Annotated in this window: 21 protein-coding genes and 1 riboswitch; of the genes, 11 read left to right on the top strand and 10 right to left on the bottom strand. The window is 45.0% G+C overall.

Going from position 1 to position 26,033, the window contains the following annotated elements; translation table 11 throughout:
* Positions 1 to 212: 212 nt before the first annotated feature.
* On the top strand, positions 213 to 2,075 hold the full coding sequence (gene aspA / locus DESPODRAFT_RS07105) for an aspartate ammonia-lyase (protein WP_004072437.1): 1,863 nt from the start codon (positions 213 to 215) through the stop codon (positions 2,073 to 2,075).
* A gap of 91 nt (positions 2,076 to 2,166) precedes the next feature.
* On the opposite strand, the gene DESPODRAFT_RS07100 is transcribed toward aspA, so the two are convergent.
* Positions 2,167 to 3,171: a YhdH/YhfP family quinone oxidoreductase gene (locus tag DESPODRAFT_RS07100; protein ID WP_280985112.1), complete on the bottom strand. Its 1,005-nt coding sequence runs from the start codon at positions 3,169 to 3,171 to the stop codon at positions 2,167 to 2,169.
* Positions 3,172 to 3,533: 362 nt separating this feature from the next.
* Here DESPODRAFT_RS07100 and truA point away from each other — a divergent pair, with 362 nt between their 5' ends.
* Complete coding sequence (gene truA / locus DESPODRAFT_RS07095) at positions 3,534 to 4,307, top strand: tRNA pseudouridine(38-40) synthase TruA (protein ID WP_245532036.1); 774 nt, start codon at positions 3,534 to 3,536, stop codon at positions 4,305 to 4,307.
* Between the two features lie 2 nt (positions 4,308 to 4,309).
* Here the strand turns inward: truA and DESPODRAFT_RS07090 are convergent, their stop codons facing one another.
* Positions 4,310 to 5,623: an aminotransferase class I/II-fold pyridoxal phosphate-dependent enzyme gene (locus DESPODRAFT_RS07090; RefSeq protein WP_004072434.1), complete on the bottom strand. Its 1,314-nt coding sequence runs from the start codon at positions 5,621 to 5,623 to the stop codon at positions 4,310 to 4,312.
* 140 nt (positions 5,624 to 5,763) lie between these two features.
* Positions 5,764 to 6,036 (bottom strand): PxxKW family cysteine-rich protein, encoded by a 273-nt coding sequence (locus DESPODRAFT_RS07085; RefSeq protein WP_004072433.1) that lies wholly within the window; start codon positions 6,034 to 6,036, stop codon positions 5,764 to 5,766.
* Positions 6,037 to 6,313: 277 nt separating this feature from the next.
* Here DESPODRAFT_RS07085 and DESPODRAFT_RS07080 point away from each other — a divergent pair, with 277 nt between their 5' ends.
* Together DESPODRAFT_RS07080 and DESPODRAFT_RS07075 are read left to right on the top strand one after the other, a co-directional pair.
* A complete protein-coding gene (locus DESPODRAFT_RS07080) occupies positions 6,314 to 7,297 on the top strand; it encodes a KpsF/GutQ family sugar-phosphate isomerase (RefSeq protein WP_004072432.1) in 984 nt (327 codons plus the stop codon).
* Entirely contained in the window at positions 7,294 to 8,616 is a 1,323-nt protein-coding gene (locus tag DESPODRAFT_RS07075) for an ATP-dependent 6-phosphofructokinase (RefSeq protein WP_004072431.1), read from the top strand. Before DESPODRAFT_RS07080 ends, DESPODRAFT_RS07075 begins: the two co-directional genes overlap by 4 nt.
* Here DESPODRAFT_RS07075 and DESPODRAFT_RS07070 read toward each other — a convergent pair.
* Complete coding sequence (locus tag DESPODRAFT_RS07070; RefSeq protein ID WP_004072430.1) at positions 8,606 to 10,165, bottom strand: penicillin-binding protein activator; 1,560 nt, start codon at positions 10,163 to 10,165, stop codon at positions 8,606 to 8,608. The genes DESPODRAFT_RS07075 and DESPODRAFT_RS07070 overlap by 11 nt on opposite strands.
* 238 nt (positions 10,166 to 10,403) lie before the next feature.
* Between DESPODRAFT_RS07070 and tnpC the strand changes: the two genes are divergently transcribed.
* Positions 10,404 to 11,951 carry an IS66 family transposase gene (gene tnpC / locus DESPODRAFT_RS07060; protein ID WP_004072429.1) on the top strand — a complete coding sequence of 516 codons (1,548 nt, stop codon included), beginning with the start codon at positions 10,404 to 10,406 and terminating at the stop codon, positions 11,949 to 11,951.
* The gene (locus DESPODRAFT_RS07055; protein WP_004072428.1) at positions 11,948 to 12,814 is read left to right on the top strand and encodes a DUF4338 domain-containing protein; all 867 of its coding nucleotides are present in this window, start codon (positions 11,948 to 11,950) and stop codon (positions 12,812 to 12,814) included. Before tnpC ends, DESPODRAFT_RS07055 begins: the two co-directional genes overlap by 4 nt.
* Before the next feature lie 92 nt (positions 12,815 to 12,906).
* Here DESPODRAFT_RS07055 and miaA read toward each other — a convergent pair whose 3' ends face one another.
* Entirely contained in the window at positions 12,907 to 13,818 is a 912-nt protein-coding gene (miaA, locus tag DESPODRAFT_RS07050) for a tRNA (adenosine(37)-N6)-dimethylallyltransferase MiaA (RefSeq protein WP_004072427.1), read from the bottom strand.
* Positions 13,819 to 14,218: 400 nt separating this feature from the next.
* On the opposite strand from miaA, the gene DESPODRAFT_RS07045 reads away from it, so the two are divergent.
* The 4 genes from DESPODRAFT_RS07045 to DESPODRAFT_RS07030 all read left to right on the top strand — a co-directional run bounded on the left by DESPODRAFT_RS07045 (position 14,219) and on the right by DESPODRAFT_RS07030 (position 17,264).
* The gene (locus DESPODRAFT_RS07045; protein WP_004072426.1) at positions 14,219 to 14,536 is read left to right on the top strand and encodes a TusE/DsrC/DsvC family sulfur relay protein; all 318 of its coding nucleotides are present in this window, start codon (positions 14,219 to 14,221) and stop codon (positions 14,534 to 14,536) included.
* A 102-nt stretch (positions 14,537 to 14,638) separates the two neighbouring features.
* Positions 14,639 to 15,091, top strand: coding sequence for a siroheme decarboxylase subunit alpha (gene ahbA / locus DESPODRAFT_RS07040; protein ID WP_004072425.1), 453 nt, complete (start codon positions 14,639 to 14,641; stop codon positions 15,089 to 15,091).
* Positions 15,092 to 15,181: 90 nt separating this feature from the next.
* Entirely contained in the window at positions 15,182 to 15,985 is an 804-nt protein-coding gene (locus DESPODRAFT_RS07035; RefSeq protein WP_004072424.1) for a nitrilase-related carbon-nitrogen hydrolase, read from the top strand.
* A 360-nt stretch (positions 15,986 to 16,345) separates the two neighbouring features.
* Positions 16,346 to 16,430, top strand: a riboswitch (cyclic di-GMP riboswitch).
* Positions 16,431 to 16,715: 285 nt separating this feature from the next.
* On the top strand, positions 16,716 to 17,264 hold the full coding sequence (locus DESPODRAFT_RS07030; RefSeq protein WP_040015879.1) for a hypothetical protein: 549 nt from the start codon (positions 16,716 to 16,718) through the stop codon (positions 17,262 to 17,264).
* 749 nt (positions 17,265 to 18,013) lie between these two features.
* On the opposite strand, the gene DESPODRAFT_RS07020 is transcribed toward DESPODRAFT_RS07030, so the two are convergent.
* The 4 genes from DESPODRAFT_RS07020 to DESPODRAFT_RS07005 are packed head-to-tail and all read right to left on the bottom strand — an operon-like array spanning position 18,014 to position 20,921.
* A complete protein-coding gene (locus DESPODRAFT_RS07020; RefSeq protein WP_040016232.1) occupies positions 18,014 to 18,862 on the bottom strand; it encodes an MlaA family lipoprotein in 849 nt (282 codons plus the stop codon).
* Between the two features lie 28 nt (positions 18,863 to 18,890).
* Positions 18,891 to 19,346, bottom strand: a complete 456-nt coding sequence (gene mlaD, locus DESPODRAFT_RS07015) for an outer membrane lipid asymmetry maintenance protein MlaD (RefSeq protein ID WP_004072421.1) — start codon at positions 19,344 to 19,346, stop codon at positions 18,891 to 18,893.
* A gap of 25 nt (positions 19,347 to 19,371) precedes the next feature.
* Positions 19,372 to 20,124: an ABC transporter ATP-binding protein gene (locus tag DESPODRAFT_RS07010; protein ID WP_004072420.1), complete on the bottom strand. Its 753-nt coding sequence runs from the start codon at positions 20,122 to 20,124 to the stop codon at positions 19,372 to 19,374.
* A 2-nt stretch (positions 20,125 to 20,126) separates the two neighbouring features.
* Entirely contained in the window at positions 20,127 to 20,921 is a 795-nt protein-coding gene (locus DESPODRAFT_RS07005) for an MlaE family ABC transporter permease (protein ID WP_004072419.1), read from the bottom strand.
* Between the two features lie 171 nt (positions 20,922 to 21,092).
* Between DESPODRAFT_RS07005 and DESPODRAFT_RS07000 the strand changes: the two genes are divergently transcribed.
* A complete protein-coding gene (locus DESPODRAFT_RS07000) occupies positions 21,093 to 25,313 on the top strand; it encodes an acyl-CoA dehydratase activase (RefSeq protein ID WP_004072418.1) in 4,221 nt (1,406 codons plus the stop codon).
* On the opposite strand, the gene DESPODRAFT_RS06995 is transcribed toward DESPODRAFT_RS07000, so the two are convergent.
* Positions 25,310 to 25,945 (bottom strand): hypothetical protein, encoded by a 636-nt coding sequence (locus tag DESPODRAFT_RS06995; protein WP_245532035.1) that lies wholly within the window; start codon positions 25,943 to 25,945, stop codon positions 25,310 to 25,312. The genes DESPODRAFT_RS07000 and DESPODRAFT_RS06995 overlap by 4 nt on opposite strands.
* Positions 25,946 to 26,033: the final 88 nt, after the last annotated feature.

Genomic DNA, 26,033 nt, shown 5'->3' with positions numbered 1-26,033 from the left:
CTTGCTACGTTGGGTTATTGTGTTCTTTTGAAAGACGGGTTAAAATATATAGTTAAAGAAAATATTATTATACCCTTTACTGATTAATCAATACCGGGGCTATTTTTTCGCTTCTTTGTGGTAACATAATTTTGTTGAGTTACTCAGGAACGTAAAAAATACGTTCTCCAATTTCCTCTGCGCCTTATCTCAGTTATTGGTAGGAAAATTTCATGTTGATAAAACAAAATATTATCAAGCTGGCCGCAAAAGCCACAGGTATCACTGAAAAGGATCTTGCAACTTTTTTCACCGAGAGCCACGAGCAGGTTTACCGGCCCAATGAATGGCTATTCCACGAATCAACGCCCCGAAGATGGGCTGGTATTATCCTTGAGGGAGAAGTGGAACTGGTGCGTGGACTGCATGGATCTTCACGCAAAGTTGGGTCCATGGGTGCGGGATCCATGATCAGCGAAAGCGCTTTTCTGGGAGATGATTCCCACGTCAATGGTGCGTTTACCCGAAATGGTGTGAAGATCTGGCAGATATCACGGGAAAAAATTGATGCATTTAGAGAAACTGAGCCCGATCTTTTTTACAGGATCGTTTCCCGGATTGCGGTCAGCATTAATCGACGCATGCGCATACTTAACGATAAAATTTTTCAAAACAAGAAAACTGATGACACGGTCACAAGCGGATTTCGCCTGGAACATGACTCTCTGGGAACACGTGACATTTCCAATGATGTATATTATGGCGTGCAGACCCAACGGGCCATGGAAAATTTTGCCATCTCCGGCATACATATCAATAATTTTGAACACATGATCGAAGCGCTGGCCATGGTCAAAAAGGCTGCGGCCATGGCCAATCATGAATTGGGCAGGATTCATCAGGGCAGGATGGAAGCCATAGCTCAGGCCTGTGATGAAATTCTGTACGGCAAACTGCACGACCAGTTCACGGTTGACATGTTTCAGGGCGGTGCCGGCACCTCCACCAATATGAACGCCAACGAAGTGATTGCCAATCGCGGTTTGGAAATCTTGGGTTATAATAAAGGCGAGTATCAATATCTGCATCCCAATGATCATGTTAATTGCTCCCAATCCACCAATGACATCTACCCAACGGCAATAAAACTGGCGGTACTGCTCGCCAAAAAAAATCTGGTCCACGCAATGGAAAAACTGCGCAATTCGCTGGAAAGAAAGGCTGAAGCGTTTAAAGACGTACTCAAGATGGGACGCACTGAAAATCAGGATGCCGTTCCCATGACCCTGGGGCAGGAATTCAGCGCCTATGCGGTTATGATTGACAGCGCCATCAATTCCATCGAACAGGCAGCCGAGGCATTCCGGGATGTTAACATGGGGGCAACAGCCATTGGTACAGGCATAAACAGTCCGCCAGGTTATGCCACTCTGGTGGTTAAGAAGCTTACCCAGGTCAGCGGTTTTCAGTTGCGAAGGGCCAAAAACCTGGTGGAGGCTACCCAGAATGCAGGTATTTTTGTTCATATGTCTGCCAATCTCAAACTTGCAGCCGTACAGATTTCAAAAATCTGTAATGATCTGCGCTGGCTCTCTTCCGGTCCCCGCTGTGGTCTGAATGAAATTAATCTGCCCCCCATGCAGCCTGGATCTTCCATTATGCCGGGCAAGGTAAATCCGGTTATCCCGGAATTGATGAACCAGATCTGTTATCAGGTCATGGGATACGATATGGTTGTATCCATGGCAGCCGAATCGAGTGAATTGGAGCTGTGTATGGCCGAGCCAATCATTGCCTTTGATCTGCTGCACGGCATGATGATCCTTAAAAACGGCTGTATCACGCTGGTTGCACGCTGCATTGAGGGCATTGAAGCGAACCGTGATATATGCCAACATTATGTTCAGACCAGCATCGGATTGGTCACGGCCTTGGTTCCGGTAATCGGTTATGAACAGTCAGCGTCCATTGCAAAGGAAGCGCTCAAAACAGGTGGGAGTGTATATGACCTGGTTTTGAAGAAAGGGCTGCTTACCCGAGCGCAACTGGATGACATGCTGCGTCCTGAAAATATGACCGACCCCAGGGAAATTTAAAACAATTACAGCTCGAACAGGTTCGTGCTGATATAACGTTCCCCCGTGTCATCGGCCTTGATCCGTGATCCGGACTGGTTTGGTTTTGCCTTTAAGACTGCATATGCACAATCACGCGCCCCTTATTGCCGCCTGTGAGCATTTTGTCAATCCGATTGTCCAGCTCATTGAGCGTAACCTCTTCTACAACTGTTTCCATTTGGGTAATCTGCCATTCTTTTGAAAGCTTGTCCCATGCATTTCGCCGAACCGCCATGGGGCAATTCTGAGAATCAATCCCCACCAAAGTGACACCACGGAGAATAAAGGGGTAAACATTGATGGGCAGATCCGGAGAGGCAACGTTTCCGCAGGTGGTCACCACGCCTTTGGCGTTCATGGATTTAATGGTCGTGGCCAGGATATCACCGCCCACAGCATCGATGCCTCCGGCCCAACGTTGGGAAAGTATTGGTCGGCCGCTGGTATCCACGGCATCCTCAATGGCAATAATACGCTGGGCGCCAATGGATTTCAGGTAATCGGACCGGTCTGTTCTGCCGTTAACGGCAGCCACGGTATAACCCTGTTTGGCCAAAATCGATACGGCAATGCTGCCGACACCGCCGGTGGCCCCGGACACCAAAATTTCACCATACTCGGGCAGCACGCCATGGTTAACCAGTTGCAGTATGGACAAGGCAGCTGTAAATCCGGCCGTGCCATAGCACATGGCCTGCCGCAGACTCAGGCCATCGGGTAGAGGGACCACCCATCCGGCCGGAACACGTATATACTGCCCAAACCCCCCGGCCGTATTCATCCCAAGATCATAACTGGTGACAATGACCTTGTCACCAATTTTAAAGGCGGAATCCGTACTTTCCTCCACTATACCTGCGGCATCAATTCCGGGTGTATGGGGGTATTTCCTGGTAACGCCCTTATTTCCACTGGCCGAAAGCGCATCCTTATAGTTCAGTGAAGAATAATAAACTTTAACAAGCACATCCCCTTCAGGAAGATCTCTTATCCGGCGCTGAACGATTTCACGGCGATATTGTTTATTCCCTGCTTCCGAGACCACCATGGCCTTGAATGATTTTTCCATCATCATAGATCTCCTTTATGCCCTTCCCATGGTCTTTATAGTTTGGTCAGAATATGTTTAATTTTATCCACAGGCCGTTCAATGGTTTCCACACCGGCCAAATTCCGTTCCCGCCAAATTTTACGGGCCTGGCGGAGCATCGAAGATGCTGTAAACCAACGCCCTGTAATTTTCAAGAAAAAACATATCCGTCCCTAATTTTACTAAAGTTGAAATTTCTGGAGAGCCATGGGTTCGAATTGACAAACATGATTGGGCAGATTATTTGTATGTCCAAATATCCAGAGTATAAGAGACAAAATATGGAACCATCTGAAGATAATTTTCTGGATGCTTGTCTCTTTTTTTTAAAAAAAAGGCCATACCGCATGATGCCTAAGAGAGTTGAAAATCCGGATAACCCGATAAAAAATTTCAAAATTATAGTGGCCTATGACGGTACCGATTTTTTCGGGTGGCAGCGCCAGACTGATAAACCCACCATTCAGGGGGAACTTGAACGTATAGCATCCATGATTCTAAACCAGGACATTAAGATTCATGGTTCCGGACGTACGGACGCAGGCGTTCATGCCCGGGCCCAGGTGGCCCATTTCCATGCAAACACCCGTCTTGCCCCTGATATCATTCAAAAAGGGATAAACAGCCTTATGTCCGCACCCATCGTGATCCATGACTGCCGGTTTGCAGCGCCTGATTTTCATGCCCAGTACCATGTTCGTTCCAAAGAGTACCGCTATTACATATTAAACAGAGACATTCCCGCTGCCATTGGTCGGAATTATCTGTGGCATGTCAAACCGTACTTGGATATTGATATTATGAATCAGTGCTGTGAATGCCTTGTGGGCGAACACGATTTTAAAGCCTTTGAAAATACCGGCAGTCCCCGATCTTCGACCGTAAGAACGGTTTTCAGTGCAAGCTGGGCAAACAAGCCTTACGATCGGCTGGAATTTTGTATCTGTGCCACAGGATTTTTAAAAAACATGGTCAGAAATATAGTGGGTACCCTGAAAGATGCCGGCACAGGACGAATCAATCCGGAAATATTCAATAAAATACTCTATTCGTGTGAACGCCCCCGTGCCGGTGCGACAGCACCGGCACGGGGGCTGTTTCTGCATCAGGTAAATTATTAAAATTACTTTCTCAGATCATTAATCCCTGAAAGAATAATGTCAAATAAAGTTTTCACATCCTTTTCCTCCAGACATGAAAACGCCACCCGAAGATTGTCTTCTCCAATGGAGATCAGACCAGTGCCATAGTTGTCAAGCAGATGAAGCCTTAACGCTTCTGCATTCACACCCTTAACACGAATGCACAGGAAATATCCTGAATTAAACGGATAAACATCGAATCCGTCTGCATATTTGGGATCTTTGAGCACCTCTTTGATGGCCATAGCCCGGGATTTGAGCAGGTTAAATTTCTCCTGTTTGAGATTCTTATAATTTTCATCTTCCATGGATTTGATGAGAATGGTCTGACTTAAATGGGAACAGTTTGAGATATTGCCCCGGATGCATCCGGCGGTCTTTTTTTCTAAAACTTCATATACCCCTTCAAGGTTGGTATCTGCGGCAACCCCGTAAGTGATAAACCCGGTTCTGAATCCCATTACATAATCTTCCTTGGTCGGCCCGTCGAGCTTAACAGCCAGAAGCCGATTCGTTTTACCGGCAAGTTTAGCAAACAAGGACTGTTTAAATGTCTCCGGTTCGAAAAACAATCCAAAATAGGCGTCATCACAGGCTGCCACCACATTGGTACCCTTTTGTGCCACATCAATGAGAATTTCTGCAACACGGTCAGCCTCCTTCTCGTTCAGGGCATACCCGGTTGGGTTGTGAGGGAAATTCAGCATGGTAACAATCTTGTCATTAAGTGCAGCCTGTTCCCTGATAACACGCTCAAAATCATCCAGATTAAAACGGGTCAATGCATCGTCATAGGATTTGTATGTAACAAACCGGGCACTATTGCGGACACAGAAGATCATGTTATAGTTGCCCCATAACATGTCCGGCATAACAATAACATCATCGGCATTTACCCACATGTCCGAGAATATGGAAACACCGTGGGTGATGCCGGATGTGACGATGGGCAGACTGACGACAGTTCCCTTAAGTGAAGGACTTTTAACATACATCTCCTTAAGCCATTTATTTCGCAGTGCCGGCAAGCCGAATGAGGAAGCATAGGGCAGGTAATCATCCGGTTCAATTTCTGTGATGTATTTGGTCACGCAAGTAAGACTTAAAACGCAGCTGCCCTGCCTTGCGATACCGATGGTGGCGTTGACCTTGTTTGCTTTTTCCTTTGCCTCAGCGCTCTGGGTTAAAATACCTTTTGGGAAAAATAGTTTTTTTCCCATGTTAGAGAGCATTTCATATACATGGGGGGCGCCTTGCTTAATGGTGTTATTCAATTCCTGGGCAATGGGATTCATGATTTAACCTGTATATTAAAGTATTATCCAAATTCAATTAAGATGAATGTGGCACCTAAAAAAAGAAAAAACCCTGCAGCCAGACCTCAAGAAAGTCCAAGGAAAACTGCAGAGTTTTTACGTACATTGAATCGGCTGTGCTATCTTCGTTTGGATGCCTTGATGGGGTTAAGTTTCTGTTTTTTGGTTTCGGTAGCGGTTTTAACATGGGTGGCCATGTTGCAGGTTCCGTTTTTCCATTTCAGGGACGGATCAGGTGCGACAGTACAGTAAACGCCGGTGGGAAACTCGGCACTTTTCTGGCATCCTTTACATTCATCAATAATCGGAAGGCAGTAACCTTCGTTATAGCTGCAGCCTTGGGCGGTCATGAAAACACACTCCTGACCTTCTCTAACAGTTGTACAAATCATAATCGTCTTCCTGTTCTTAATTTTTATATCATTTGACATTAGTATTTAATATTCAAAACAAAACCGATTTTATATAAACCGGGAAAAATAAACCGTAACCAATTATCATAATGGTCCTTCAATTGTCAACCAATTATTTTTAAACACATATTTGTTCGACCGTATATTAGGGTTCTGTCACTTGTGGGCAGGTCTTTTCTGATGTATAACATGAAAACGTAATACGCCATAACCTTAACCATATCCAGTCAAAAATAATAGTAATCCGGGAAAACCAATGATCATAGACGATGCTGTTGAAGTTCTTAAAATGGAAGCCCAGTCGCTTCTGGACCTTATTGAAAAATTAAATATGGATTTTCAAACCCTTGTCAATGCAATTTGCAATGCAAAAGGGCGGGTAATTATTTCGGGAATCGGAAAATCCGGTTTAATCGGAAGAAAAATTGCCGCCACCTTAAGCAGCACAGGAACCAATGCCATGTTCCTTCATCCGGTTGAGGCGGTTCACGGTGACCTTGGCATGGTCGGTCGTGATGATATATTCATTGCCATCTCAAATTCCGGTGAAACCGGGGAACTTAACCAGCTTTTGCCGGTGATCCGGGAGGTGGGCTGCAGGATTGCAGGCTTTACGGGAAAGCCTGAATCCACCATGGCTGGATTCTGCGACATGATCATAAACACCGGCGTAAAAAAAGAGGCCTGCCCTTTAAATATGGCGCCGACCTGTTCAACCACGGCCCAGTTAGCCATGGGGGATGCCCTGGCTGTTGCCCTGATAAAAAAGAAAAATTTTAAAAAGGCCGATTTCATGCGTTCTCATCCCGGCGGTGCACTGGGACAGCGTCTGTCAGGTAAGGTTAGCGAACTGATGCTTGAAAAATCAGGCGTGCCTTTTGTGCAAACAGGTGCCACTATGGCCCAGGCCCTTGCCTGCATGGATATTCATCGCCTGGGTGCTGTTGTTATACTTGATTCGGATGACAAACTTATGGGAATACTTACTGACGGAGATGTCCGGCACTGGCTTGCAAAAGGGGGCGGCACAGCCGAGACCCTGCTTGTGGACGAAGTGATGACCCGCTCCCCAAGGCATCTATCCCCCGATTCTTATCTGTATGATGCCCTTAATTTAATGGAAAAATATGAAATTACGGTTTTGCCTATCCTTGGGGAGAAAGACTGTCTTAAAGGATTGTTGCATCTCCACGATATCCTGGGAAAGGGAACCTTTAAATTTAATGGAGGCAATCAATGAAAAATATGAACATCAACACCACCATTTCCGTTTTAGGTCCTGCCCGGATCCCATCCCCACTAACTTCCCAGGGGGTGACCCGTGATGGTAAAACCCGGTTCATGAAAGATGAGTACAGGATCAGCGTTGATGTCAGGGTTGATCGTGTTGCCGGAGAAAACAAAGACAGTCTGCTGAGTTTTGAACAGGCCGGCCCCCGGGAAAACATTTACTTTGACCCCAGCAAACTTAAATGCGCGGTCGTCACCTGCGGGGGGCTGTGTCCTGGACTGAACGACATTATCCGGTCGCTGGTGCTTGAATTGTACCATGTGTATGGCGTCAAAACTATTTATGGTATTCGCCACGGGCTACAGGGATTTATCCCTAAATACGGCCATGACCTGATTGAACTTAATCCTGAACGGGTATCTGGCATCCAGAATACCGGTGGGTCAATGCTGGGCTCTTCCCGGGGGGGACAGGATATCGGGGAAATTGTGGACTGCCTGGAACGTATAGGGGTGGGGCTGCTTTTCATGGTAGGAGGCGACGGGACATTAATGGCCTCCAAGGCCATTGGAGATGAAATTTTAAACCGCAGATTAAAGATTTCCGTGGTTGGCATTCCAAAAACCATTGATAATGATATTTTCCTGGTTTCCCGTTCCTTTGGTTTTGATTCAGCCGTAGACGTGGCCACCCTGGCAATCAAGGGAGCCCATAACGAAGCCGAGGCCTATCCCAACGGTATCGGCCTGATCAAGCTCATGGGCAGGCATTCGGGATTTCTGGCCGCCACGGCAGCCCTTGCCCAACCTGACGCCAATTTTGTGCTTATTCCCGAAGAGGAGATACTGCTGCATGGGGAAAACGGGCTTTTGGCTGCTGTGGAGCGGCGTCTGGCACTAAGAAAGCATGCGGTAATCATTGTCGCCGAAGGGGCCGGCCAAAATTTTTTTGAAGACAAGGATATTGAGCATGATGCCTCGGGAAATCTAAAGCTCAAGGATATCGGTCTATTTTTAAAGACAGAAATCAGTACCTATTTTAAATCCAAAAACATCCCAATCTCTTTAAAGTACATTGATCCATCCTACATCATCCGCAGTCTGCCGGCCAATGCCAATGACTCGGTGTTCTGCGGACTTCTGGCAAGGGATGCCGTACATGCGGGCATGGCCGGAAAAACCAATTTGCTTATCAGCTTCTGGAATAATAATTATGTGCATATACCCATGGATGCCTCAGCCGGACAGCGCAAAAAGATGGATCCGTCAGGCAGGCTATGGCAGTCGGTTCTTGAATCCACAGGCCAGAATTTGCTCTTTAACGGTTGATTTCCACAAACTGATCATCCTTCACGGTAATCAGAAACAACTCCTTGTGCGGGGTGCCGGTCTCGTCAAATTGTGTGCGGCCGGTGGCCCCGTCAAAAATAAAATTCCCTTGTAAAACTTCCTTAAGTTGTTTCCCTGAATTAACGTCGTCGGCATTGGCTGCCCTGAACAGAATTTGGGCCGTATCATAGGCAATGGCCTCAAGGAAGCCCGGGGATTCCTGATATAACGCCTTGAATGCCTTATCAAACCATACGCTTTCAGGATTGGCGCTGCCGGAAAAATATCCGTCGCAGATGACGGCATTTCTATTATACCTTCGGGTCTCTTTTAAAAGGCTGTCCTGATGCCACAGGTTGGTCCCCAACAGGGTAAACCCCCGGGCGTCATGGTAGACAAGCTGGGGGAGTATCAGATTTATTCTGGAGACCGAATCAGGAATAAACAATGCCTGGAAACTTAACCCTGTGTTCCGGATCAAATTTTTGATGGAAGCTGAAAAATCAGTTTTGTTGCCGTCGTATGCCTGGACTGCGGTTAATTGGCCTCCAAACCCATCGACCATCTCCCTAAACACCTGCATATATCGGTGGCCATACGGATCGTCAGGATATAGGACAGCCGCACTTCTCAGTCCCAGTTCATGAAAAATATAGGTACCCAAGGCCTGAACCTGCATTTCAGGGGTTATGAAATTTGTAAATATATAATCCCCATATTTGGGAAATTCAATTTTCTGGGTCAGGGCCATCATTGGAATACCAAGAGCCTGGGCCTTATCAGCCACTTGCTTTGAAACAAAAATAGGGCCCAGAATGGAAAAAACATTCTCCTTTCCAAGCTGCTCTACACACATGGCAGCCTGTTGGGGATCAGACATACTGTCCTTGACGATAAGGCTTAAACCCTTGATACCGAATTCAGATAACCGTGCCAGGGAAAGCTCTATTCCTTTCATGACCTTTTGTCCGTAAAGTTTATATCTTCCGGACATGGGCAAAATAATGCCTAGTTTCTTTTTGTCAAAGGATCTGGCACCCATGTCTGCCAAAAGTTCCTTTATCTGCGCGCTCCTGGGATGATCGGGATATTTTTCAAGGAAAGCATTCAAGACCATTGCAGCATTGGCATAATCTTCGTGCTGAGCAAATCTGTAACCCTCCCAGTAGTCTAAAATATCCCGGGGGATAGAAAGATTTTTTATATCTGAAAATTTCCGAATCTCTACAGGGTCTGTTTTTGATAAAAGTCTTTCAATATCATCAAGGATAATCTTTTTAAAATAAATATATTGGCCTGTCTCAAGTTTTTGGGTGAGATTAAAGGCATAATTGTATATGATCAGGGCATCCTGGACAGCGCCTTGTTCGCTTAAAATTCTGGCCTGACTGATAAGTTCCGGGACAGTTTCCTGCGGGGCTACAGATTTTTGTACCGGCTTAGGAGAAGAAGGGAGTGAAATGACATGTTTGGAACATCCGCAAAAAAAAGAAAGCACAATTAAAAGACAAACAGAAAATACAAGTTTTATGTGTGTTGTGTAAGTCATAAAGCTACCATTTTGTAAATATTCGGGTTAGTAATAATTTTTTCTCCCATCTCAAAAAAAGCGGGACACTATCATAAAATATTGATACAAGAAGAAGCATGGTATCTTCTTGTCAAAAAATATCAGCAGTGTGCATGCATCAAATTGATGGTCAGACTATTGATCTGCAGGCTGATTCACAGCCATATATTTCAATCCCAGAGAGCGAATATCTGGAATTAAGAAACCAGGTGGGGTATTGGAAAGGCATGCACCAAAAAGCTCTTTTGCGGGAAGAAGGGCTCAAGCAAGAAATAAAGAAAAAGATGGCCAAATCCGGGATACTGAAAAACCGATTATTTGGGAAAAAACCGAAAAGAGACCTTCAAAAACAGAAAAAGCCAATCCAAAATCAAATGAAAACAAAAGGCCTCGTGGTCAACAACCTGGAAGTGAAGGTCACGGCCTGACAGAGCGTCCTGATCTTCCTGTAGTATACGAACAAGCTTGTTTTCCCCAAAATCCAGTATGCCCTTGTTGCGGGTTGCCCTATACACTTGATGGGAGTTCAGGACCTGAAACCCAAATTATTGAGGTTGACGTCAAAGCCTACACAAGGAGAATTGTCCGTCAGACAGGAACAAAAATATGCTCGTGCAAAGGGGTGCCTCAAACGATTACTGCGCCAATGCCTCCAAAGCTGATGCCCAAAAGCCCATACGGAATTTCAATCTGGGCAGACGTTTTGTTGAACAAATTTCGTTATTGCCAGCCGACCAATCGTCTTTTAAATCATTATGAGGAGCTTGGTTTACCCATTTCAGCCGGTACAATTTCAGGCGGCTTGAACAATCTCAAAGAATTATTTGAACCCATCTGCAACAGGCTTTACCTTCAACAAATGACCGAAGACAGATTCCATCAAGATGAAAGCAGCTGGAAGGTTTTTGAAGAAATTGAAGGTAAAATCGGAAATAAATGGTGGTTATGGGTCAGTCGTTCTGAATCCGTTGTCTATTTCCTGATTGCGCCGGGACGAGGTGCAGATATTCCGATATCATATTTTAAAAATACCCGGAAAGGTAAAATCATTGTTGTCTGCGACCGATACAGCGCCTATAAATCACTGGCTAACAAAATGCCTTTCATTATTCTGGCCTTTTGTTGGGCACACGTCCGCCGTGATTTCCTGGATGCAGCCAGGAAGTATCCGGAATTGGAAGAATGGGCGTTTTGCTGGATTGAGAAAATCGCACAGCTGTATCATATAAACAACCTTCGTTGTGCAGCCTTTGATAAAGCATTACCTGTGCAATGGCAGTCGGAATCATTCAAAAAGCGACATGAATCTGTGATTAACAAGATGAATGAAATGACGCAGGACCGAGATGCATTTATAGAATCACACAATCCCGATGACCCTAATTCCACCCTGTTATCCAATGCTAAATACAAAATTTTGAAAAGCCTGAAAAACCATTGGGACGGATTGAGTGTGTTTGTTGAACACCCGGAAGTCCCCATGGATAATAATAAAGGTGAAAATGCCATTCGGAATCCAGTAACAGGTCGTAGAAATTTTTATGGTTCAGCAAGTGTATGGAGCGCTCAACTGGCAGCAATGATGTTTTCACTTTTTAAAACCTTGGAGTTGTGGGGACTGAACTGTCACCACTGGTTAAATTCGTACCTTAATGCCTGCGCTCTAAACCATGGGAAAGCGCCTGAACAATTATCACGGTTTCTTCCCTGGGAAATGGATAAGGCCCGCCTGGAGAAATTGTCAAAACCGATAGATACCTCATGATCCGATACTGTGGCCGGGATTTTACCCGAACAGAAATAACACAGATCAAGGCTCTCATAAAAAACAATCCCCAGTTCAACCGAACGCGACTTTCAATAGAGGTGTGCCGGATTCTCCAATGGTTCAAACCGGATGGAAAAACCAAAGATATGTCGTGCCGTGTTGCTATGCTGAAGATGGAAAAGGATGGGGTGATATGCCTGCCGCCCTCTACTCAAAAAACAAAGCGTGACCGACGCATTAAATTAACGTCAGCTACGGATCCGCAAAGCCGGGTTGTCTGTCCGGTTCATCGTTTGCCGGAACTTAATTTGCAGATCGTTACCAAAGCGACATCTGGTTTGTGGAATGAATACATCGAAAGGTATCATTATCTTGGGCATAAGCCGTTGCCAGGTGCCCAACTTCGATATTTCATTACTGCCGGCGAACAGATCGTTGCCCTGGCAGGGTTCGGTGCAGCGGCATGGCAAACCGCACCAAGAGATCAGTTTATTGGATGGACTCATGATCAAAGAAAGGCAAATTTGCATTTGATTGTGAATAATGCCAGATTCCTTATTTTGCCATGGATTCAATCAAAAAATTTGGCATCCAAAGTTCTCTCATTAATCACACACCGACTCCCGGATGATTGGCACAACAAGTATAATATCCGGCCTGTCCTGCTTGAGACGTTTGTTCAAAAAGATCGTTTCGCAGGGACCTGTTATAAAGCCGCAAACTGGCAAATTGTTGGAGAAACTAAAGGGCGGGGTAAATTAGGTGCTAACCCAAAGAAAGGGACGGTGATTGTTCCCATCAAAGATGTTTGGGTTTATCCTCTGGACCAGAATTTTAGGACGTTACTCAAATCAACTTAAAAATGACTAACCCGAATATTTACACCATTTTGGGGTCTTGTTGTTTAAAACCGTCTCTTTATAAAAAGATTCAATATTATCAAACCAGGAGGTTATGTCAAAAAGTCTTTGGCCGTTTCAATGGCGTTTTGCGTCTCTTCGGCATTAATCCAAATCAGATTCTTTTCCTTGTTAAACCAGGTAAACTGGCGCTTGGCATATCTGCGGGTATCGCGTTTAAGCAACCGGACGGCCTCTTCAAGGCTTATGTCTCCTTTTATATACATCCCCATATGCCGGTAGCCGATGGACTGCATGGATTTCAATTCCAGTGAATACCCCTGGTTTACAAGATTTTTCACCTCATCAAGCAGACCCTGGGCCATCATCATATCCACCCGCTGATTAATCCGGTCATATAATAATTTTCGGTCCATATAAAGGCCAAAGGTAAGGCTTTGGTATCGGTCTGACTTAAAATCATGGGTCTGCCGGCACTGGGAAATGGGAACCCCTGTGGTTAAAAACACTTCAAGCGCCCTTACAATTCTGAATCCGTCATTGGGATGAATCTTTTCTGCAACCTTTGGATCACATTTTGTCAATTGTTCATGAAGAGCCGGTGCCCCCTTTTCCTCAAGGGCCTGATTCAGTTTTTCAAGGGTTGCCGGGCAAGCCGGTTTCCCTCTGAAGAGGCCGTGGAGTAAGGCCCTGATATAAAGCCCTGTCCCGCCGACGACCAAAGGCACCCGACCCCGTTTTGCAATGTCGGAAATAGCCTGGTCTGCCAGGAGAGTAAAACTTTTTGCATCAAAATTTTCCGCCGGATCAAGAAAGTCAACCAGATGATGTACGGCAAGCCGCCTTTCCCTTTCATCGGGTTTGGCAGTCCCAACATTCATATATTTATAGATCTGCATGGAATCTGCACCAATAATTTCGCCATTCAGTTCCTGGGCCAGGGCAATGGCAAAGCCTGTTTTTCCGATGCCAGTGGGGCCGCATATGGTAATAATTTTTGTCATGCAAAAATAGTTTTTATTTGTCAGGGATTGTATATAAAAGGGTTATGGTTATACCAACTAAGGTTGACAATATTCAGCGAAACGTTTTATATCATGGTTTTTGAAAAATGAGAATTAATTAAAGCTATTACAGACGCGATTGATTCGAAAGCGAACTGATGTGCAAGGATAGGCTTATTTTTACACTTGAACAGGTTAATTTGACCCCAAACGGTATTAACCACGCAGGGTTCGGATACATTTTTTTTTACCGAACGGCTGCTATTCTTTGTTGACAAGGATACAATGCTGAGATAAGGTAAGCTTCCAATTGTAAAAGCGACTTTGATAGTGAAGACGGTTTGTCTTAAGATAGGTTAAACGAGCAGGTATAACAAACTTTTTTAGGAGGATTGATTAAATGGCAACACTTGAATTCAATGGGAAAACATTCGAGATAGATGAAGACGGATTTCTTCTTGACTACAATATGTACAATGAAGAATGGGTAGAATATGTAAAAGGCCAGGAAGGCATCGACGAGATGACTGAGGAACACTGGCAGCTTGTTAAAGTTCTCCAAGACTACTACGAGAAAAACGGCATTGCCCCCATGGTTCGTGTTCTTTCCAAGCTCACAAAGTTCAAACTGAAACACATCTATGAACTGTTCCCCTCCGGACCAGGTAAAGGCGCCTGCAAGATGGCCGGTCTTCCGAAACCGACCGGTTGTGTATAGTTAAAAAATAGTTTAAATTTTTAACTTAATATTGATAAAGGCCCTGTTTAAAACTAAACAGGGCCTTTATCTTTTTTTACAATTTTGGAAACTTTCCACCCAATGATAGAAGACCAGACAAGCAAAGACATACTTAACCGGATTCAGGCTGACTTCCCTATTCATCCAAGGCCCTACAAGGTTTTAGCCGAAGAACTGGGGCTAAGTGAAGACCAGCTCATCGATAGAATAGAGCAAATGAAACAGGAGATGATTATCCGCAGAATCGGAGGAAATTTCAGTCCCGACCGTTTAGGTTTTTATTCCACCCTGTGTGCGGCCCGGGTGGAACCTGATAAAATTGAACTGTTCACTAGAACCGTTAATGCCTTCAGCGGCGTTACACATAATTATCAAAGGAATCATCAGTACAATATCTGGTTTACGTTTATTGCGCCTTCAGTCCAAGAAATTAAAGAACGCCTTGAAACCATTTCACAAAAAACCGGAGTGACCGAGATTCTTAATCTGCCGGCCACCCATGTATTTAAAATAGCAGCTAATTTTAAAGTCTGACCTGTTCATGAAACTCGAGACAAGAGGCAAGCAACAAGAGAATGAGGCGCCTGCGGCGTCCATTTTAGCCCTGATTTGTTGTGGGTTATTATGCAAAACATCCGTGTGACCCTGGTCATCCAGAACTGCCCTGTGAACCGGTTCGCGCACAATCTTGCCCTGACGGTCAAAAATATTTCTGATGCGGCACAGCAGAACTGTGATTTTGTTGTGTTCCCTGAAATGAACCTTACAGGGTATGCCCCGGCGGATTTAAGTAATGCCGTTGCCCTTGATTCCGGATGGATGGATGAGCTGAACCGGCTTGCACAAAAATACAATATCGCGATACTAACCGGACTTGTTGAAAAGGCGGCGTCTAAAAAAATCTATGCCACCCACCTGGTGTTTCGCCCGGATCAGTCCGTGGCCAGGTACAGAAAAATTCATTTATCTCCATTTGAGGCACCCTATTTCAGCTGTGGAGATGATGTCAAGGTCTTTAAATTCAAAGGGGTGCATTTCGGAATCCAGCTTTGTTACGACGCCCATTTTCCGGAATTATCCACGGCCATGGCATTAAAAAAGGCGGATATTATTTTTATTCCCCATGCGTCTCCACGGGGAACGCCTGAAGAAAAAAGCGCATCCTGGAAGCGCCATTTAACGGCACGGGCATTTGATAATGCCGTGTTTGTGGCAGCGGTTAATCAGGTCGGCGAAAATGATGCAGGGCTTAATTTCCCCGGAATATCCATGATGCTTGGCCCTGACGGATTTTTGGCCGGTGAAAACATCGCATACGAAAATAAAATGCACACCTATATACTGGACATGTCGGTACTTGAACAGATCCGCACCCACAAAATGAGATACTTTCTGCCCAACAGGCGGGCCAATCTCATTGAAAAATAATCCTCCAGCCTCAATGTTTTAAAGTTGAGATACTTCCAAATTAAAACCATAAAGCGCATGAAGGACATGAAGATTAATTTCCCGATATATATTCTTCATGTGCATCATGTCCTTCATGGCTATCACAATATTGAAATATGAATCTTTTACACAAATTATAACAAATACTTCCTAAACTAAAATATCATGAGAAAATAATTTCCTAAGAGAAACCCATAGTTTTCCGAATATGATAATGGGGGGATTGCCTGGCGAAAATATTCTTATGGGTTGAAATAATAAGCTTTTTCAGCCCGACTTTATTTGTTTGATATTTGTTTATTAAATTCGGTATGAAGATTGCTTATTTTCTCGAAAAAAAATAGAAAATACCAAACCTGTTGTGAAGCAGGGACGGAAAGCCACGGGTCTTAAAGTTGCATCAATAGAAAGCCGGGTTGCCTTTTGAAGGGTGACTCGGTTTTTGTTTTTATGGAGGGCAAAGGAAAACCGTCTGTTTTTTTAAATGGGGAATCAAGGAAAGCGAAATAAAAATAAACGAGGAAAACTCGGCCAGGGTGTATTTATTATGCGGTTGATCCAGAGGGCGTCATTGGAAGAGATCTGTTAATTTCAGGGTGATAAGGAGGAGCAGAAATGAAGATGTATAAGCTTTTATTGGTGGTCGTAGTATCTTTTTTCGCAATACCGCAAACCTCACCCCGAAAAGGGTTGAATAAAGGAAGTTCTCATGGCAATAAATGTTTTGCCAAAAACAAAGACGCCCAAAGGAGAACATGCCATGAGAACACGTCGTATATTATACCCTCAAACATCGGAAATGTACATTTGCGAATTAGATCAATGTCCGTTATGTGGTGAACAAAAGTTGAACTCAGGAAAACGGTCCGGGAAAATGCCGGGGAGATCATCCGTCCGGAGCATGTGGAACAACCCGGTATTGACGGTAACGGGTTTGCTGCCGTCACCTGTGATTGAAAATCCTACCACCGAGGGGAAAACGGAACAACATTCAGTCGATCAGGTGGAACAGGAACGGCAATCCATTGTGGATTCGCTGATACGCAGGGTGCGTTATCTGCTGACTTTAAAGGGACGTCCACCATTCCGCATGGCAGGCATTGAAATGTATCAAGGCTTTAGGGAAGTCTGTGATTGCCTGGAGGTATTTATCGCTCATATTTCAGATGAACGGCTGATCCGGTTACAGCACGGTCTGAGTGAAGCCCTCAAATGCTTTACGGATGACTATGATCAATTGAGCTGCGTAGCTGCGTAGGTTGGGTTGAGGAACGAAACCCAACAATTAAATGCAAACCGGAGGAAATAAGGCTGGGATATAACGACCCAACAAACAATTGATTCATTAAAATTTTTTGAATGGGATATGGGCTGAAAATTTATATGAACATGGATGGTTTGATGAATGCTCCTGGTTAAATGTTGGGTTTCGCTGCGCTCAACCCAACATTGGAGACCACAGGGGCGGCACCGGGCAGATGGGAAAATGGATAACACAAATTAACGAACCATGATGAAACGGTTAAGATATGCGGTACCGTCGGGCAAAGATTGCAGGAGGAACTTATTTTTTCACGGTAGTAACGTTCGGGCGGAAAAAGGTGTTTTCTGCCCCTGAAAACAAAAAACAAAGATGAGCAGGATTTTATGCGGCATGTGGAATACATTCATTACAATCCCGTTAAACATGGCTTGGTTAATGCCCCGGGAAGTTGGAAATATTCAAGTTTTCACCAATATGTGAAACAGGGACAATACCCGGAAAATTGGGGGGGCGGTGTGGTTTTGGATTTTGATGAAGGTGTTGGGCATGAGTGATGGATTTGAAAAGATAATTGTTGGGTTTCGTTCCTCAACCCAACCTACAGGGGGCTACAGGGGACACGTGGTTTAGTGAATAGAGCCTTATAAAATATTTAGGAAAATATCATGAAGGACCGTGTCAGACAAAATATATTTAAGGAACTTTTGGGACTGCTCAGCCTGAAAAAAAATTGAAGCTGTCTTTTATTCTTTACTGTCCTTTAATTTTTGCGCGCCGGTCAAGTCTTTGACAAGGGCGTTTCGGTTCTGGATATAGGCATTACGCATGGCTGTGTAAGGATCTATTGACGCTTTTTTGAACGCTTCATACTCTCCGATGTGAAATGATGCCCCGTTCACCGTTTCAAGCCCCCGTCCCCCCCAGCACAATTCCCAGGGCTGTACATAGTTGACTGGATTGATAAGCGAGTCTCCTGCACGGCCCACGGCATCCCTCAAAGAACTGGGACCAAGAACGGGCAGCATCAGGTAAAATCCGTTGCCAATGCCGTATGATCCAAGGGTCTGGCCAAAATCTTCATCCTGAAGCCGGATGCCCACATATTTCTGGGCAAAATCATTTAATCCGCCAAAACCAAGGGTTGTGTTGATGAAAAAGGCGGAGAATTCCATGCCTGCAGCTTCACCCTTGGCCTGGAGCAAATCATTGACAAAACGGATGGGGAAAAACAGGTTGTTAAAAAAGTTCTTAACCCCTCTACGGGCAAAGGTGGGAACTACCCGGGCATACCCCTTTGCTATTGGCCTTAAGCCATACATGTAAATCTTATCGTTAAAAACGAATACAGCCCGGTTAAATCCTTCAAGAGGATCTGCTACGATGGCATGGGTACTCTGCTCTGCCTGATCTTCCTGAAAAATATCTGCTTCAAACCCATCATCCTGTGCCGTATCTATTTGATCGGCTGCACCGGCTTCCTGATCAGCGCCTGAAAATACCATTTGTCCGGTTTGATCTGCTATATTACCGGCAACAACCGGGCCTGAGATCAGTGTCAGAATCAGAATACTAAGGACCCAATAAGATTTCATAGATATTTCCCCTGCGGTTTTTACCTGTTCATGACTCATTATCATCTTTAAAGATAAATTTTCTGATCAGCGACTCAATATCCAGGGTTGATTCGGTATTATTAAACGCCTCTTTATCTTCAAGCATGATATCAGATCCACCCGGAGAAATGGAAATATATTTTTCACCAATGATGCCTGCGGTTTTAATAGAGGCAATGCTGTCTTCGCTGAGTTGAAGTTCCTGATTGATTCTGAAGGCAACCTTTGCCTCCAGACGCTCTTTGTCCAGCCTGATCTCAGAGACATTGCCGATCTCAACACCGGCCATCTCAATTCGGGCACCGTCTTTCAAACCGCTTACAGAGGTAAAATATGCATACAGCGTATACCCCTTCGGGCCGAACATCGGGACACCACCCAAAACAACCGTAAGATAACCCGCACACAAAAGGCCGATAAGAACAAAGACGCCTACATATAATTCCTTATTTATTAATTTCATGAACCTGTCCTTAATTTTTCACTTATCAGGTCTCTTTTCCTGTCTCTTTTCCTGAAATAAATGCCTTGACTGTCTCATTGTCAGTCTGAAAAATCTCGTCACTTTTTCCAAAGTAAATAATTTTACCCTGATCAAGCATGGCCACACGCTGTGATATGGTAAATATCTTCGGGATATCATGGCTGACAATAACAGCGGTAAAGCCGAATTCTTTCTGGTATGTTGAAATCATGGCATGGACGCTGTTTCTTCTCACCGGATCAAGCCCTGACGTAGGCTCGTCAAAAAGCACGGCAACAGGCTCGGTAATCAGGGCCCGGGCAAGGGCCACACGCTTTCTGATCCCTCCGGACAACTGGCCCGGATATTTGTTTTCATGCTTGCTGATCTCCAGGGCCTGCATTTTTTCCTTTACCCGCTGCCGGATCTGATCCATGGGCATCTTTTTTTTCTCGGTTAACGGCAGAGCAATATTTTCCCACACCGTTAAAAAATCAAACAGGGCATTATCCTGAAACATAAAGGATATTTGTTTATAAAACCGGTGTTTTTGATCATTGTCCATTTCATTCATGGGTAAACCGTCCACGCGGACCTGACCGGAATCGGCATGTATCAGACCAATAATGTGTTTGATCAAAACAGATTTCCCCGTGCCGCTTTTACCGATTATGCATGTCACCAGACCCTTTTCAATGGTGAGATTGACGCCGTCAAGCACATGATTGGCTGAAAAACTTTTATGAATATCTATCAGTTCAATGTAAGGCTGACCCATGATTAAACCAGAAAAAAGGTGATGATGTAATCAGATATTAGAATAAGGACACAGGAATTGACAACCGCATCGGTGGTGGCCAAGGATACACTTTTAGCACCCTGCCCTGCCTGGGCCCCGGAAATATGTGCAAAAAAACCCTTGTAACAGCACATGGTAGAGACAATCACGCCAAATACGAGGGCTTTGACAAATCCACCGGTGACATCTGCAAGGTCAATGCTTCGGATCACTCTATCCATGTATATATAGCGGTTAACACCCAGCATTACAACGCCTGTCAGGTATCCGCCGAATATGCCTGTAACATCAAAAAGTGCGGTTAAAAGCGGAAAGCTGATAATGGACGCTGAAAGACGCGGGGAAAAGGTAAACCGTACCGGATTAATGTCCATGGTTTCAAGGGCGTCGATCTGCTCTGAAATTCGCATGACACCGATTTCTGCAGCCATGGCTGATCCGGCCCGGGCCGTAATCATGATAGCGGACAGTACCGGCCCAAGCTCACGGATAAGGGTCATGGCCACGGCTGACCCAAGGGTCGCTTCGGAACCGAAATCCACCAGGGTGTAATACCCTTGAAGACCTAGAACCATGCCGGTAAATATTGCCGTCAACACAATGACAAACATGGACTTAGCCCCAATAAACCACACCTGTTCCATGATTTTTGAAATCTGAACAAAAGGCACAAAATTCCGGCAGATACCCTGAGAAAAAAAGATTGATATTCGACCAATGGACCGGATGCCGTCAATGCAGGCGGAGCCTAATTTTTCAATACGCTGTTTGAACATAGTCCATACCTTATAAGCGTTCTTTATTCAAAAAACAAGCGGTTTGAGGCTGCCCCATACTTGACAAATCTGATTTGGAATCCGTCAACCCTGATAAAAAAAATTGACACCTACTCACTATTCTAATACGTATTGGTATAGCTAAAACGACGTAAGGGAGCATATTAAAGCATGGATAAACCTGCCACGATCCTTGGCATTGATGCCGGATCCGTATCCGTTCATCTTGCAATTATTGATAGAAACGGCAATCTTTTGCATAAAGCATCTGAATACCATCATGGCGATGTCAGGGCATGTCTGACAAAAATGCTGAACCATAAGGTCCTTTCATCGGTGACCCATGTGGCTAAAACCGCATCCACGCCCACAGATGTCAATGCAGCGCTCTGTGTTGACGAACAGGTGGCTGTCATACGCAGCGCACGTCACATCCATAAAGATTTCAGCGCTATTCTGCATGTGGGCGGGGAAAAATTTTTCCTAAGCCTGTTTGACGGCCACGGCAATTACAGGGGCCAGCGGCAGAATTCAGGGTGTGCAGCAGGCACCGGTGCATTCCTCGACCAGCAGGCCGGACGAATTCACCTGCCGGGATCGGAAAAAATTTCATCCATGGCCCTTGAAAACGGCGGTCGGCGGCCGGACATCGCCACCCGGTGTGCGGTGTTTGCAAAGACAGATCTGATCCATGCCCAACAGCAGGGCTATGATCTTAAACAAATCTGTGACGGACTGTGCTACGGGCTTGCCAGGAACATTGCCGACACCTTGTTCAAGCAGAATATCCCGGAAAAAGATATTATATTCTGCGGCGGTGTTTCCAAAAATAATGCCGTTAAAAAGCATCTTGAATCCATTATCGGCAAACGCCTTGTCAACGGAGAACATGCCCTGTTTTATGGGGCCATGGGCGCAGCGCTATGTCTTGCTGATGAAATGATGAATACCCATGTACCTGCCAAGTCCTTGAATGATATCAACACCTTTTTCCTGGACCGAAAAAAAATAAAAGGCATGCTTAATCCGGCGCTTGAGCTTACCCTGTCTGATTATCCTGACTTTTCGTCCGTTGAAACCCTTGATTTTGAATCCGTTGAAATTGAAATTTTCAAACCCATTGATAATGGATCTTCGATTAAAGGTTTTTTAGGGCTTGATGTAGGTTCCACAAGCACCAAAAGCATTATTATTGACCAGAATGGTGAGCCTATAGCCGGATTTTACACCCGGACCGCGTCAAGGCCGGTGGAAGCTTTCCAGCGCATATTTAAAGCCTGTGACCATCTCATGGCTGAAAAAAAGGTGGTGTTCAAAATCCAGGGGTGCGGAACCACAGGTTCCGGCCGACGCATTTCCGGTAAAATCATTGGTGCGGACTTAGAACCCGATGAGATCACGGCCCACGCCACCGCAGCCGTGAATCTTCACCCGGATGTGGATACCATCATTGAAATCGGAGGCCAAGACGCCAAATTTACCATCGTTAAAAACGGCCAGGTCACTTCATCGGTCATGAATGCGGTATGTGCCGCAGGTACCGGCAGCTTTATTGAAGAACAGGCCATGCGCCTTAACTGCCCGTTATCCGAGTACTCCCAGAGAGCACAGGGCATTGCGGCACCGGTATCCAGTGACCGGTGTACTGTTTTCATGGAAAGGGATATCAATTATTTTTTTGCCGAGGGGTATGGGAAAAACGAAATTTTGGCATCGGTGCTGCACTCGGTACGCGACAATTACCTGACCAAGGTCGCCAATATTGCTCAAATCGGTGACCGGGTCGTATTCCAGGGGGCCACTGCCAGAAATAGGGCCCTTGTGGCAGCCTTTGAGCAAAAATTGAATAAACCGATCCATGTATCCCGGTACTGCCACCTCACCGGTGCCCTTGGCATCGCCCTGATGGCCAGGCAGATGAAGGAAAAAGGCGAGCTGCCTGAATCTGGCTTTAGGGGTTTTCACCTATGGAAAGAAACTATTCCAGTGCGTCAGGAGGTTTGCCGACTTTGCACCAACCATTGCAAGATCACCATTGCCGAAGTAGAAGGAGAAGCCCTTGCCTATGGATTTCTGTGCGGCAGGGATTACCATACAAAAAAACGGGTTAACCCTTCAGGTCTTTATGATCTTTTAGGGCTTAGAAAAGAGGTCCGGCACAGGACCCTTCCCGAACAAGGCGTCTTAAAAAAGAGTGGAAAAAAAATAACCATAGGCCTTCCCAATGCCCTTCACATGACCCATGATCTTGATTTCTGGCAGATTTTTTTCAAGGAAATTGGATTGTCTGTGGTGACCAGCTGCAAGTGTACCGATCCTGTCAAACAAGGCAAACAGATTGCCGGGGCCGAATTCTGTGCACCTGTTCTTGCGCTGCACGGACATGTACGTTTTCTTGAGGATAAATGCGATTATATTTTTCTGCCCTTTTATTTTGAAGACAAAACCAATGAAAAAGGATTGCGTCGTCACCACTGTTACTATACCCAGTTTGCACCGGCAGTACTGAGTACCCTGACAAATCAGGGAAAAATACTCTCTCCCATAGTCAAATATCTGTATACAAACTTTCATACAAAAATGCAGCTATATGACACATTTAAGAAAATTGGAGCAAATATCTCCTTTTTTGACATATCATCTGCCTGGGATCGGGCGTTATCTGCCCAAAAAAACATGGAGCAAGCACTTGCCGGACTGTGGCGGTCCCAGAGATCGACCGGACGAGCCGACGTGCTGCTACTCGGTCGCCCATATACGGTTTTATCCTCTTCCATGAACAATAATATTCCAGGCATTTTTGCCAATTTAGGCATTAAAACATTTTTCAATGACATGATTGATCTGGAAGGCATTGATTATTCACCCATTGAACCATTGCTTAAGCAGATCCACTGGAAACATGCGGCGAAAAATTTACAAGCAGCGTATGTTGCCGCCACAACCCCCAATCTGTATCCGGTCTACATTTCATCTTTCAGATGTGCGCCGGATGCTTTTGCCGTGGATTACTTTAAAGAGATCATGGGATCGGCAAACAAACCCTATCTGGTGCTGGAACTGGATGAACATGACTCCAGCGTGGGATATGAAACCCGTATTGAAGCGGCTGTGAGGGCCTTTGAAAATCACAGGCGGCAGGATCAGGCCCCTCAAACCACTGATGCGTCTTTATTTATACCGAAATTTGATAGAAGCATTGAACAGAAAACGGTCATTTTCCCCAACTGGGATGCCATCTCTGGTCACCTCATTGTCAATATCATTAAAAATGAGGGGCACAATGCCATATTGATGGAAGAGAACCAGGAGACCCTTAAAAAAGCGCTTTTAACAAATACCGGACAGTGCCTGCCCTTAAATGCCGTGGCAGCGGGATTTATCCATACCGTTGAAAAAAACGGGCTCTCCCCGGAAAACACCGTTTTATGGCTCAATCAGTCCGATATAGCCTGCAATATAAAAATGTACCCCTACCATATCCAAAAAATTTTGACCCGCCATGGAAAAGGTTTTGAAAAAGCCAGGGTCTATTTAGGGGAGCTCTCTCTTTTTGATTTGGGGTTTAAGGCGTCCACCAACACCTATTTTGCATATATGTTTGGCGGACTTTTCAGGAGCATCGGCTGCAAAATTCGTCCATATGAAATAAACAAGGGACAGACCGATGAGGCGTTGCACACTGCAGGTGCCATCATGGGCACGGCATTTCTCACAGGCGGATCAAAGGAAAAAGCCCTTAAGGAGATCATGTCTGTCTTTGAACAGATCCCGGTAAAAAAAGAAACACGTCCCAAGGTGGGAATCTTCGGGGATCTGTATGTCAGGGACAACCGGATAATGAACCAGAATCTGATCCAGTTCATTGAGGATAATGGCGGAGAAGTCGTAACCACGCCTTATTATCAGTATGTTCAGATCATCGCCAATGCCTATTTTAAAAAATGGTTCAAGGAGGGCAAATACTTAAGCCTGATTTCAAACAAAGCGCTTCTGACAGCCGTAAAAACAATGGAAAAAAAATATTATCCATTTTTTGCGCCGTTTTTCAATGAAACGGAACTCAAGGTAAACGCGCCCTATGAACATATCCTTGAAACCTACGGCATGCTGCCGGAACATACCGGAGAGTCCATGGATAACTTGCTCAAGATCCACTATATTGTCAATGAACATCCGGATATAGCTCTTCTGGTTGCCGTCAACCCGACATTTTGTTGTCCGGGTCTTGTGACCGAGGCCATGGCCTCACAGATTGAAAAAAAGGTCGGCGTTCCGATTGTCAATATTACCTATGATCTGTCCGGAGGCAACAAGAACAGGGTGGTGGTGCCTTTCCTGAAATATTTGCGCAGATCCCCCTATTCCCAGAGCCGGAAAGCTTTTGTCTAACGTTCGGCCGGCAGATATGCCTTGGTTTCAGGGTATCTTTTTATAAAGTCATTCTGAAATTCAATGCGCTTGACATTAAACCGATTGTGGGAGTCAACAGCCCTGCGGTAACGCAGATAATATTCATCATACTTTTTTAAATGGATTGTACTTTCCGACTTGGTTATGGCGTCAAAATTCCGGTAACAGAAGCGCAGCAGGGTTTCAAAATTATCCAGATAATTTTCAAGGCTTTTAAAGCGCGCAATCACGATGCGGTTGTTGTAAAATTTTTTGATTTCATATACCCATTGCAGATCCTTTTGGGTGAAGAGATCCCTATAATGCCCCACAAACTCAACCATTTGCTTAATAGCGGCCTGATTATCAAGCATGGCCTGGCGAAGTTGGCCTATAAATACAATGGTCTGCTCAAGTTTATATAGATTTGACTGAACCTTGGACTGCTGCTCAAGTTCAATTAAAGCCTTGTCCAGGCTCTGGGTGGTCTGTTTAAGGATTTCACTGTAACGGATAAGCTGCCGGGTAACAGGCGGCAAGTAATCATATTTATATGTTGCCTTCATTCTGGAATAGATAAAAATTTCGCCGACAGTTACAATAAAGAAGCAGACCATAAAAATCAAAAACAAAACCAAACGATTACCTTTTCCGGATTTAAATATGAAATACGGGGTCGTTACAGGCGCTGCAAATACAATCGCAGCCCACCATTTAGGA

The sequence above is a fragment of the Desulfobacter postgatei 2ac9 genome, assembly GCF_000233695.2.
Taxonomy (GTDB): Bacteria; Desulfobacterota; Desulfobacteria; order Desulfobacterales; family Desulfobacteraceae; genus Desulfobacter; species Desulfobacter postgatei.
Note: the sequence above shows the minus strand (reverse complement) of the source record. Positions and strands in the feature narration are given on the sequence as shown.